The 13,007-nt window shown below is 34.2% G+C and carries 9 protein-coding genes; 5 read left to right on the top strand and 4 right to left on the bottom strand.

What is annotated here, in order from left to right:
* Positions 1–60: 60 nt before the first annotated feature.
* The 3 genes from AB1280_RS21635 to AB1280_RS21625 form a co-directional block, all read right to left on the bottom strand.
* Positions 61–1,119, bottom strand: a complete 1,059-nt coding sequence (locus AB1280_RS21635; RefSeq protein WP_429756957.1) for a sensor histidine kinase — start codon at positions 1,117–1,119, stop codon at positions 61–63.
* A complete protein-coding gene (locus AB1280_RS21630; protein ID WP_429756956.1) occupies positions 1,116–1,829 on the bottom strand; it encodes a response regulator transcription factor in 714 nt (237 codons plus the stop codon). The genes AB1280_RS21635 and AB1280_RS21630 overlap by 4 nt, the downstream gene beginning before the upstream one ends.
* Positions 1,830–2,496: 667 nt before the next feature.
* Positions 2,497–4,812, bottom strand: coding sequence for a binary toxin-like calcium binding domain-containing protein (locus tag AB1280_RS21625; RefSeq protein WP_429756955.1), 2,316 nt, complete (start codon positions 4,810–4,812; stop codon positions 2,497–2,499).
* Between the two features lie 373 nt (positions 4,813–5,185).
* On the opposite strand from AB1280_RS21625, the gene AB1280_RS21620 reads away from it, so the two are divergent.
* Entirely contained in the window at positions 5,186–5,302 is a 117-nt protein-coding gene (locus AB1280_RS21620) for a YjcZ family sporulation protein (protein ID WP_272188623.1), read from the top strand.
* Positions 5,303–5,354: 52 nt separating this feature from the next.
* Here the strand turns inward: AB1280_RS21620 and AB1280_RS21615 are convergent, their stop codons facing one another.
* Positions 5,355–6,380: a thermonuclease family protein gene (locus AB1280_RS21615; protein WP_429756954.1), complete on the bottom strand. Its 1,026-nt coding sequence runs from the start codon at positions 6,378–6,380 to the stop codon at positions 5,355–5,357.
* Between the two features lie 1,036 nt (positions 6,381–7,416).
* Here AB1280_RS21615 and AB1280_RS21610 point away from each other — a divergent pair.
* The 4 genes from AB1280_RS21610 to AB1280_RS21595 all read left to right on the top strand — a co-directional run bounded on the left by AB1280_RS21610 (position 7,417) and on the right by AB1280_RS21595 (position 12,823).
* Positions 7,417–8,736, top strand: coding sequence for an HBL/NHE enterotoxin family protein (locus AB1280_RS21610; RefSeq protein ID WP_429756953.1), 1,320 nt, complete (start codon positions 7,417–7,419; stop codon positions 8,734–8,736).
* Between the two features lie 67 nt (positions 8,737–8,803).
* Positions 8,804–10,033, top strand: coding sequence for an HBL/NHE enterotoxin family protein (locus AB1280_RS21605; RefSeq protein ID WP_429756952.1), 1,230 nt, complete (start codon positions 8,804–8,806; stop codon positions 10,031–10,033).
* A 30-nt stretch (positions 10,034–10,063) separates the two neighbouring features.
* Positions 10,064–11,191, top strand: a complete 1,128-nt coding sequence (locus AB1280_RS21600; protein WP_429756951.1) for an HBL/NHE enterotoxin family protein — start codon at positions 10,064–10,066, stop codon at positions 11,189–11,191.
* Positions 11,192–11,422: 231 nt separating this feature from the next.
* Positions 11,423–12,823, top strand: a complete 1,401-nt coding sequence (locus AB1280_RS21595) for an HBL/NHE enterotoxin family protein (protein WP_429756950.1) — start codon at positions 11,423–11,425, stop codon at positions 12,821–12,823.
* Positions 12,824–13,007 lie beyond the last annotated feature (184 nt).

Below are 13,007 nucleotides of genomic sequence, written 5' to 3'. Positions count from 1 at the left end.
TATGTTAGCAAGGAAATCTCTCATTTCCATAACATAACTATTACAAAAGTCTTTCACGCCTTATTTTTTTTCTGATGTAATAGGAAGCGTAAACCAAAATTCAGTTCCTTGTTTCCCATCTAAACGATCTCGCACACCAATTTCGCCTTTGTGCATTTCAACTAATGATTTTGCGATAGCTAATCCAAGCCCGGATCCTCCAGATTGCGAACTTCTGGACTGATCCGTTCGATAGAAACGTTCAAATATGCGTAATTGATCATTGTATTTGATGCCTTGTCCTTCATCACGAATAATAAATTGGACATGTTGCTTCTGCTTATTTTCTTCCACAATCAAATCAATTGTGGAAGCTGCAGGAGAATACCGAATTGCATTATGTAACAAATTACTAATAACCCGTACTATTTTACAAGGCATAATCAAAAGCCGAGGCAATGTATCAGACACCTGTACTTCTAAATGCATTCGTTTTTCCTCTAGCAAGATAGAATGTGAATCTAGTACTTCTAATAGTACTCTGTCCACATGGGTTAAACTTGGATGAAACTCTTCTTGTCCAAGTTCTAACTTGGAAAGATCAAATAAGTTATTAATTAAACCATTTAATCTTTGCATTTCCTTTAATATTGTGGCTAAGTACTGCTTTTTCATGTCAGGATCTTCAATTACATTATCTTGCATTGCTTCTATCATCAATTGTACGCTGGCAATGGGTGTTCTTAAGTCATGTGAAATATTGGAAATCAGCTCTGTACGCGCTTTTTCCCCTTCTTCTAACTTCGTAAATCCTTCTTCTAACTTTTTCGCCATCTTCTGAAAAGCTGTTGCGAGTTCCTGAAACTCTCGGGGTTCTTTTCCAATTATATACATCGTTTCAAAATGCCTATCACTAAATTGTTGTGATAATGCAATTAAATTTTGAATAGATCTCATAATCGGGCGTGTTAATAACCAATAGATAAGAGTTGACAGAATCATTGCTACAATCGCAACTCCTGTTAATAACCGAGTTTGTTCTGGCCTAAGTAACATTCTCGTATCACTGTACCATATCGCAATGACCATGATACTCATGCTTAATGAATTCATCAATAACAATTGATAACGTAGTTTCATGTTTCAGTTCCCCCACTCGGATCAAAACGATATCCTATGCCCCAAACAGTATGAATCCAACGGTTCTTTGTCGTGTGCTTATCCAATTTTTCACGTAAACGACTCATTAACACCGTTACTGTATTGGTGCAACCTTCATATTCAAATTCCCAAATTTGCTCAAGAAGCTGCGACCGAGAAAACACCTGTTTTGGATGTTTTGCCATCGTATAAAGTACTTCAAACTCTTTAACGGTTAAGTCAACTTCATTTCCACAAACAAATACACTTCTCTTTGCTGGATAAATCTCTAAATCTGAAAACTCTATCACTTCTAATTCCGGTTCTTTCGTTTGCACGACTGGCTGGTTCCCTCTTCTTAATATAATTTGAACCCTTAAAACTAATTCGCGAGGCGAAAACGGCTTTGTCACATAATCATCCGCTCCAATTGTTAAGCCTAAAATGCGATCTCTTTCCTCGCCTCTAGCGGTTAACATAATAATAGGAACGTTCGATTGTTGACGAATTCCCTCACATAACTCCCAGCCATCTTTTTTCGGCATCATTAAATCTAAAATAATTAAATCTGGTTGATATTGTTGAAACGCATCCCAGCCTTCTGTTCCATTTTCAGCTGTAAATACTTCATACCCTTCTCTCTCTAAATACCGTTTACATATTTCTCTAATATTCTCTTCGTCTTCTATAATTACAATTCTTTGTTTCATAACTAGAACCCCCGCTGTTCTTTTCTATGTATCTATTTTAATTTCCCGACATATAAGCAGAATACAACAAAACCTGTACTCTCTCTTCTTCTGTTGTCAACTTTGCCTATGGTAGAAAACAAGCATATACTCTTGTACATTAAAAGAAATCTATCATTTTTTGTTTATAGTTATCTTTTATGCAAATATAATAATTGATAATATATATATTCCAAGTCAAGAACTATAGTCATTTATTCACGAAAAATAATGATACAATCCAGGTGACATACTTAAAAGGAGAATACTGCTTTATTTTCAACCCTTTGAGGAGTACATATCGAAGTTTTAAATGTTGAGTATAGAATTGGAAAGGCTTTGTTACATAATATAAGTCCTCATTGCGATTAATGGGATTAATACACTAATCAATTTCTACTAAGCTTAGAAAAATCTTGTAGTAAAAATACCATTGTTATGATAACCATTCCAAAATTGAATGCAAGAGCTATTATAACAGAAAAATCGGTGATATAAGAGAGTACAATACAAATTGAAAAGATTGAAGCAAGAAGCGGAATGAATTTTTTCGTTGCGGTTCTTCAACATAGAAATCTTTCAGTAAAAAATAGAAACAGACTGCAAAGCCGTCTAAAAGAAACACTTTGCAGTCTTATAATTTCTTACTTTATTTAACACTTTCTAATTCCCATTGGTGATAATTACTTGGTGAAGTTGTATGCTCAGATCTTAAAACACGCTCACCAGCACCCACAAGCGGGGCAATACCATTATCTGCAACAGAACTAGTCCACTGATTTTCTCTAGATGTTATATAAGTAGAATCAGATTTTAGATAGAAGTTCTTCTGATTAGGAAGTTTGTCTAATTTTATAGCAGATCTATTATTTTCTTGATCTAACCAGCTATAATCATATCCATTTCCAATGTTGAGATACTGATAACCACTGTGATTACTATTCGTAAACTTAAGAAACACTTCTTCATCTTTTTTGAATGGTTCTTCAGGTTTAGATTTTCCTTTTCTTTCAATTAATACTGGTGTTGCTTGAATGTCTGGTCCATGTATTGCTTGTTGGATAGGCCCGAGTCTCAATCCATCCCAATTATTACTCTTAAGTGAAAAGTGTACATATCTCCCATTAATTGATTGGCTTAAAGTACCGGCGGACCAGGATTCCTTTACACCATCATGAAAGTTAACAGATGACTTCAAATAGTACTTTTTACCTTCTACTATAGGTTCTCCAGAATTATCTACTACTAATTTATCGATAGCTTCTAGATAGCTTTTATTTGAAACAAGAGGCGTGAAGACTTCAGTTTTATTATCTTTTTCATCAATGAGTTCAAACTTAGCGGAATTTTCCCCAAGAGATCTACGGTTTATCGCTAAGTCTACAGGTTCATTTTCTTTAGATTCATACACATTTGAATTCTGATTTCGAACTAGTGTTACCTTTTGATTCTCACCTTTTTTATTACGAACCGTAACAAAGATTTCTTCATTCAAATTAAATATCCCTGGTATAACTGATGCGTAAATCTTTTTCTTGCTATAATCATAACTGCTATATGATAGAGTTGGTCGTAGTACACGGTTATCAAAGAAACCAAGGTTCTTACCTCGTTCTAAAAGAGTCCGATTTGGACCATAACGAACTCGCTCTGGGTTTAGTCGACCATTTACTATATAATTCGCTACCCAACCTTTATCAGCTATCTCAGTATGTGCAAAGAATTCGTCTAGCGAAAGATTATTATTAATGTTAGCAGGCTTTTCCTTGCCCGTTCTTGGTGTATAGACTCTATATTTTGGTATAGAACCGTAGTTTGTTTCTACTAATGTAGTAGAAGCATTTACATTTGATGCAAAATGCGACCAATCTCCTAAATTTACAAATTGTCCATCTTTCATTGTATACACATTCATCGTACTAGTAGGCAAGACTTCAATAGAAAGGGGTGCCCCTTGTTCTACTGCTTTTAATTCATCCAGTGTTAGAGAAATTTTCACATCCGCTTGACCTTCTACACTATCCATTAGAATTTCAGTTTTATTGTTTCCACCTTTTGCTGTAGTTAACAAGTTGGCTTTATAACGATCTTGTGTTGCCTTTACAGTATTAATAATTTTATTACCTAATCGAATGTTAAAGTGAGGTGAAACATCCCCAGCAGATGCAGTACCCGTGTTTTTATATTCTAGATGGAAACGCACATTTGCTGCTTTAGCTGAATCAACAGTTGTTGCTGTTGACCAATCAAAACTATTAGAGATGCTTTCTGTTTCCGTTTTTGTATTAGAGTAACCATATCCTACATTTAACGATCCTTTTCCTGAAGGGACAGGACCCGCTGCTGATCCCTCGGCGCCGCCTTCAACACCTAATCCAACATTAAAAGAATGTTGTACAGATAAACTTTTTTCCCAACTTTTAGTACGCGATTCACCATTTGAATCTGTAATACTAGCAACGGGAGTAATATCGATACGTTTTACAGCAATTTGTAGATTTGGTACATTCGCGATCATGGGATTAAAATCTATATCAGAATCACTATCATAATGCTCCACTTCATAGTTATCTGTAAAAGGGTCCCCATCTGAGTTTGCACTCTTCGGATTTGTTATAAATCTCTTTTTCCCAAAGTCTTCTACAAGGTCATATAACTGGGCTTCATTTTTCCCTGTCTTTTCATTAAATACAATTTTAAATCCTTTTTCTTCCACATCATTAGGGATACCATCCTCGTCCCAATCGTTATTTGCCTGTGGCTCTTCCATAATCATGATTCCTTTTTTTCCAGAATCACCATAGATAATATTCTGTCCGTCCTTTAGATTTTTATCTTCTTTAAAGGTCTCCACTTTTCCATCTTGTTCAGGCTTTGTTTCGGCTAAAGCAGGGGATGCTAAAGTTAGTGCCATCGTTACACTGCTTAATACAGCAAATGCTGGCTTCAATTTCTTTTTCTTCATTATCATTTTCCTCCTTGTTTACTAAGGGTATGAGTACATTCACTAGTAAGATTGACTTCATCATATCTAACAAATCTTTCATTTCTCTCTCATAAATGTTACAAAAGTCTTGCGAAAAACTTTCATTGTTACTATGACGTTATTAATCTTTTAGAGAAAATACAGGGAGTTCTATATTTCCCGAATGTTTCCAAAAATTTACGAATACTAATCCGAGACAATACCGACAAAAACATGCTGTACTATAAGCAACAAAAATCATCTTTTAAGCCATGCACTCTATCGTTCTAGGACACATAATGTATTGTAAATCGCCGAAGGATCTCTAACTGTAGCTCTCATTGTTTGTTTCTATTAAAAGGAGGAATAAATTATGGGTTTTGGAGCTGGTTGTAGTGGCTTCGGTGGCGGATTTGCCTTACTGATTGTATTGTTTATTCTATTAATCATAATCGGTTGTAGTTGTTTTGGAGGCGGATTCGGCTGCTGATGCTAAAGAAAGAAGCTGTTCCAAGATATTTTGGAAACAGCTTTTTTTGTATTTACTTATCACAAGCCATTCCATCGCCATCTCGGTCTAATTTAGACGAATAGGCTGGATGACCTTTTGGAATATTGGAGAACCCAGCTGCTTTTGCTTCTTTACAGCTGCTAAAATGGTATTCACCCTGTGGTAAGTTGTTATTTGGTTGTTGTTTCTGTTCTGGTTTTGGCTGTGCTTCAGTTGGCGCAGGTTGTGATTGCTTCGAGGCCGGTGCAGATGTAGCAGGCTTTGCTGTTTTATTTTTATCAAAGCCGTTATCTGTTGCATAGTTTTCTACACTCCAAATACCTTTCTTATTTGCCTGTGCCTTTGTTTGGAATTCGCGTAAATAATCGACATACTTTGTATTCGGCGCATATACGTATGCCACGCGCGCTAACCCTTGTTCAATTAGTAATCGATTTAGCATCTGTCCATCTACCCATACATAAGCTAATAAACGTCCGTATTTTTCACGTTCACTTACATCTAATTCAAGCTGAATTTTCTTTCCCTCGCTTGCGTATTTCTTCGTGAATGCACTTGCTTCTGGTCCGAATGGTTGCACACCTAGACGTGGATGCTTTGTTTCCGGTGTATCAACAAGCAAAAAGCGCACTGTTTCTTCTTTTCCATTCTCTAATTGCACTTTCAGCGTATCTCCGTCAATATTTTTACGTACAGTTGCATTTACCACGCGATTCGTATTCATTTTATTTTTTTCATCATCAATATGATGAATCGAATCATTCACTAAGCTTTCGTTTTGTACTTTATTTTCTGCACTGTTTGGCGTGTTATTTTCACGATCTGCCACTGTCACATCTTCATACGTACTGTTTTCTTGTTGTTTTTTTAATTCTTCCTGCTTTTTCTGGTCCTCTTCTTGCTTCTTTTGTTCCTCAGCTTTCTGGTGTTCTTCAGCCTTTTTTTGTTTTTCTACATTTGCATCCTTGTTTTCTGTCGCTTTTGCATTATTGCCGCATGCAGCTAAATGAAAAGCAAACACACCACACATAAGCAATGTTGCTAACTTTTTCAACATTTAGTAATCCTCCTAGAACAATGATATAAATAATTACTTCATCTATATTAACAAATATACAAGTTCACATTTGTCGAATTTTGTCGTAATAATTTTATGTTTTGTTAAGGTGATTAAAGAAACTCACAAACTGATCACTCTGTAAAATAGACACTACTTGCAACACATCTATAGCTGGACCATATGTTACGCCTTCCACAAACCCACGCTTTCGTAACTCCTACCACTCCCGCAATCCAAAATGAATTCATTAAGATACTGAAAAGCTCCCATACATAATTGTGCATCTACTGATTTGTTCCCTTGCAATTTCTCTGTTAGAGGCACGGTATCAAAAAAAGAAAATTATACGTTTAAAAATATTTTTAGCATGTCTCATTCCCTGTAGAAGATCCCCCTTGTAATGTTTATCCCGCATTAACGGGAAGTAAGATCCCCACTTCAAGATTGCGAGAGAAGCAAAGAAGATAGGTGGGGGATGAAGCTCCCCACTCATGGAAATTTCACTTTATAGAAAACATAATTACTATTCATAGGATAATAATTTTATAGATTATTTATCGTTGAAATGACTATATCGATATGCAATTTTACATTTCCCAAATAAAGTAAACCATTATACAAGGTACTATTAAATTATATTGAAAACATATTTTAACAAGTGATTTATATAAATCAATGAAAACCTTTACATCTAAGTCCTAATTATCAAATTATAACTATTTCACTTAGTGAAGTGATTCATAGCATTTAATTTTTTAGATATAATATTTTTTCAAATACGAATATGAAACATCTCAATTTTTAAATATAGTCGATGGAATTTTATTGTTTACTTATCAAAAACATAATGTTTACAATGAGGGCGTAAGGTCCTTACATTCCATGAAAATAGATCATAACGAGAGTTTCTTGATTTCACACTCTATCCGAAAGAATTCTCTTACCTCAATTATGCAAGAAGAAAGCAAAGAGATAGTTTGTTCAAGATGTATGAATAAAATTGTAAAAAGACAATAGTGAAGAGGTGTACGGAATGAAAAATAAAATACTTACAGGATTTTTAATAACATCCATTGTTACTGGAGCAAATATTCCTATCAATACTCTCGCAACGCCAATCGTTCAGGCAGAAACGCAACAAGAGAACACGGATATTTCCTCATCATTACGAAAATTAGGTGCACAATCTAAATTAATTCAAACATATATAGATAAAGCTTTAATGAGTCCTAATGTACAGCTTATGGAAGTTCCATCTTTAAATACGAACCAATCCTTAATCAAACAAGATATGAATGAATGGTCATCGGAACTTTATCCAAAGTTAATTCTATTAAATTCAAAAAGTAAGGGATTTGTAACTAAATTTAATAGCTACTATCCAGCATTAAAAGGATTTGTAGACAATAGAGAAGATAAAGAAGGATTTTTGGATAGACTAGAAGTTCTTCAAGACATGGCTATGACGAACCAAGACAACGTACAACGTCAAATTAATGAATTAACAGATCTTAAATTACAACTCGATAAAAAACTTACAGATCTCGATGCTGATGTTACAAAAGCGCAAGGGGTACTAAGTTCAGATGGAACAGGAAAAATAGACCAGATAAAAGGTGAAATACTAAATACCCAAAAATCAATTCAAGATGATTTACAACAAATAGCGTTGTTACCAGGAGCTTTAAATGAACAAGGGTTTGTTATATTCAAAGAAGTCTATAATCTTTCAAAAGATATCATTGAACCTGTTGCTCAAACAGCTGTGGCAGCGTATAACAAAGGAAAAGAAATTAACAACTCTATTTTAGAAGCAGAGAAAAAGGCAGAGCAAGAAGCGATAGAAAAAGGTAAATCTGCTCTAGAGATTGAAGCTGCCAAAAAAGCAGCTCGTGAAGCAATTGAGAAAAGCAAACAAGCTGAAATAGCTGCAGCTGCAGTTACAAAGACAAAAGAGTATGACCTTACGAAAGTTATTGACCCTGAAAAAGTTAAACAAACATATAGTGCCTTCGCTGAAGTAAATAAACTAACAGCAGAGCAACGAGCACATTTAGCTGATTTAGAGATACAAAACCAAAAATTTTATGATTTAACAAAGAACCTAAAAGTAGCAGATCTACAAAAATCAATGCTTCTTATTATGCAAAATGATTTGCATACGTTTGCAAATCAAGTTGATGTAGAACTTGATCTACTAAAACGCTATAAAGCAGATTTGGATCTAATCAAAAATAATATTACAAAATTATCTACTAATGTTGATACAACTGACCAGCAGTCTCAAAAAGATACATTAAGACAATTAAAAAATGTAACAAGTTACCTTGGAGAACAAGTTAATAAGTTTTAATATTGCGAATTTAACGAAAACGAAAAGATTATAAGAATCTATCAAAAAACTTAGAAGGAGAATGGTTATGAAAAAACTTCCATTTAAAGTGTTAGCTGTAGCCACTCTAGCAACATTTATAACTGCTACTAACGGTAACACTATTCATGTACTTGCCCAAGAACAAACCGCTCAAGAACAAAAAGTAGGGAATTATGAATTAGGACCTGAAGGGCTGAAGAAAGCATTAGCTCAAACAGGATCTAATATTCTTGTAATGGATTTGTACGCAAAAACAATGATTAAACAACCAAATGTAAATTTAGCCAATATTGATTTAGGTTCAGAAGGAGCAGAATTAATTAAAAATATTCACCTTAATCAAGAACTATCACGAATCAATGCAAATTATTGGTTAGATACAGCAAAGCCGAAGATTCAAAAAACAGCACGTAATATTGTAAATTACGATGAACAATTTAAAAATTATTACGATACATTGGAAGCTGCTGTACAAAAGAAAGATAAAGCAGAGTTAAAAGAGGGCCTAAATGATTTAATCACTACAATTAATACAAATTCAAATGAAGTTACAGAAGTAATTAAGATGTTACAAGACTTCAAAGCAAAACTGTATGACAATTCTACAGGGTTTAAAAATAATGTTGGTGGTCCAGATGGGCAAGGTGGATTAACAGCACTATTAGCCGGAAAAAATGCCCTGATTCCACAAATTCAAGCTGAAATTGAGAAGCTACGTTCTACTCAGACAGAGCATTTTAACAATGTATTAGCATGGTCAATTGGTGGTGGATTAGGAGCATTCATTTTAGTTGCTGCAGCCATTGCAGGAACGGTAGTAATTATTGTGACTGGCGGTACAGCAACACCAGCTGTTGTTGGTGGCCTTACAGCTCTCGGTGCAGCTGGTATCGGTTTAGGAACAGCAGCTGGTGTCACGGCGTCTAAACATATGGACTCCTATAATGAAATTTCTAAAAAAATCGGAGAATTAGGTACGAAAGCCGATCTTGCTAGCCAAGCAGTTATTTCGCTTACTAACGCGAAATCAACTTTGACAGATCTGTATCAAACAGTGGATCAGGCAATCATGTCTCTAACAAGTATCCAACAACAATGGAATAAAATGGGAGCTAATTATACAGATTTACATGATAATATCGACTCTATGCAAGAACATAAATTCTCTTTAATACTTGATGATTTAAAAGCTGCTAAACAAAGCTGGAGTGGTATTCATAAAGATGCAGAATTCATTTCGAAGGACATCGCTTTTACACAAGAAACAAAGAACTAAAAATCAAAACCTATATAGGAGGAATATGAAATGATAAAGAAAATCCCTTACAAAGTACTCGTTGCATCGGCACTTTTAACTTTGACAACAACTTCTATAGTCTCACCAGTAGCAACTTATGCAAGTGAAATTGAGCAAACTAACAATGGAGATATGTCCCTTTCAGCAAATGAAGGGAAGATGAAAAAAGCTTTGCAAGATGCTGGGGTATTTGCAAAATCTATGAATGAATATTCTTATTTGTTAATTAATAATCCAGATGTGAATTTTGAAGGAATTACTATTAATGGATATCCAGATTTACCCGGTAAAATTATACAAGACCAAAAGAATGCTAGAGCACATGCTGTTACATGGGATACGAAAGTAAAAGGACAGCTTTTAAATACATTGACAGGCATTGTTGAATACAATACAACGTTTGACAATTATTATGACACAATAGTAGATGCGATTAATACAGGGGATGGAGATACTTTAAAAGAAGGGATTACAGATTTACGAGGTGAAATTCAACAAAACCAAAAGACTGCACAAAATTTAATAGCAGAATTAACTAAGTTAAGAGATAATATTGGACAAGATGTTAGAGCATTTGGAAGCAATAAAGAACAATTGTATACGATTTTAAAAAATCAAACAGCTGGGCTTGAGGACGATCAAAAACGTCTAGATGAAGTTTTAGGACAAGTAAACTACTATAAAAAATTAGAATCTGATGGATTTACAACAATGAAAGTTGGCGTTTTTGGCCTATGGTGGATCGGTGGTATAATAGTAGGTACAGCAAGAGATAATTTAGGCAAGTTAGAGCCGTATTTAGCAGAAATACGTAAAACTGTAGATTCTAAAACAACATTAAATCGTGTAGTTGGAGTTGCGTATAATAATACTGATCAGATGCATAAGACGATTGATAATGCTATCAATGCTCTTACTTATATGCAAACGCAATGGACTGATTTAGATAATCAATATGCTGGGGTACTGCAACAGATTGATAAGGCAGCTGGAAAAGCTGATCAAAATAAATTTGGCTACTTAAAACCTACCTTGAAGACAGCTAAAGATCTTTGGAACACATTACACGAAGATGCAGTCACAATAAAAAATGGAATCAAAGAATTAAAAGTGGAGCCTATTACTCCACAACAATAGGGAAATATTGGTTCTATTGTAAAGTTGCCTAAAAACACATAGAAAATCTAGGATTACATCGTTAAATATTCATTTAACAATTCCTTATACACCGAAAAGGCGGAGTCTGATTAAGGACTTCGCCTTTTACTATAAATTCTCTTTGAGCGATATTCATAAAGACACAGAACTAATTTCACTTTTAAAGAAAAGTAGAACTTACAATCAAAGCCTATATAGGAGGAATATGAAATGATGAAAAAGCTCCCTTACAAACTACTCGCTGTATCGACTTTTTTAACTATGACAACAACTTATGCAGTCACACCAATAGCAACTTTTGCAAGTGAAATTGAACAAACTAACAATGGAGATATTTCTCTTTCAGCAAATGAAGAACAGATGAAAAAAGCTTTGCAAGATGCTGCGGTATTTACAAAATCTATGAATGACTATTCTTACTTGCTAACTAATAATCCAGATGTGAGTTTTGAAGGAATTACTATTAATGGGTATGCAGATTTACCTATTAAAATTTTACAAGATCAAAAGAACGCAAGAGCACACGCTGTTACATGGAATACGAAAATAAAAAAACAATTTTTAGATACATTGACAGACATTATTGAATACGATACAAAATTTGATAGTCAATACGGAACATTAGTAGAGGCGATTAATACAGGGAATGGAGATACTTTAAAAAAAGGCATTACAGATTTACGAGGTGAAATTCAACAAAATCAAAAGTCTGCAAAAGCATTAATAGAAGAATTAACTAAATTCAAAAACGATATTGGAGAAGATGTCAGAGCATTTGGAAGCCATAAAGAGACCTTGCAATCAATTTTAAAAAACCAAGGTGCTGATGTGGAGACTGACCAAAAGCGTTTAGATGAAGTTTTAGGACAAGTAAACTATTATAAAAAATTAGAATCTGATGGATTAACAATGGTAAAAATCCCTTTTATTCCCACGTTGATTTCTGGTGGTATAATGATAGGTACAGCAAGAGACAATTTAGGCCGATTAGAGCCTACATTAACAGAATTACGTAAGACTGTAGATTATAAAATAACATTAAATCGTGTAGTTGGAGTTGCGTTTCATAATATTAGTGATATGCATAGTACAATTGATAATGCTATTACCGCTCTTACTTATATTTCCACGCAATGGGATGATTTAGACTCTCAATATTCAGGCGTACTGGGACATATTGATAAAGCAGCTCAAAAAGCTGATCAAAATAGATATAAATTCTTAACCCCTCACTTGAATGCAGCTAAAGACAGTTGGAAAACATTAAGAACAGATGTTGTCACATTACAAGAAGGGATGAAAATTGCAGAGAAAAAAGAACAGGATCTCATGAATCAGCTTCGTCCATCAAACGTTTTCTACTTTTATAAAAAAATTCATAACGCATATACATTTGAAATAAAGACTGGAACAAATGCACCAAATGCGTCTTATAAAGTTATGAATTTAACTAAAAACACTGTTCATAACATGTGGAGTGGAGGACCAAATACAAGCATGTGGGCTGACTGGCTTTCATTCAATCCAAAAGATGAATTTGCAGTGGTAGCAGTAGTGGATGGGAAAGAATATGTTGTGTATAAAGACAAAGTAGAAAATATAATGAACTGAACCCGAAAAATTAGACAAAAAAAGTTGTTGTAAATTATTATACTTTACGTCGAAAAAACGAAGTTTGGTTGTTGCAAACTTAAGTTTCTATACTGTGTTAAACAATTGATTTATAATACATGAAAAAAGCGGAGTCTGATGAAGACTTCGCTTTTTATATAAAATATAAAACTGCTAGAAAATA

The sequence above is a fragment of the Bacillus sp. S10(2024) genome (assembly GCF_050473865.1).
GTDB lineage: Bacteria > Bacillota > Bacilli > Bacillales > Bacillaceae_G > Bacillus_A.
Note: the sequence above shows the minus strand (reverse complement) of the source record. Positions and strands in the feature narration are given on the sequence as shown.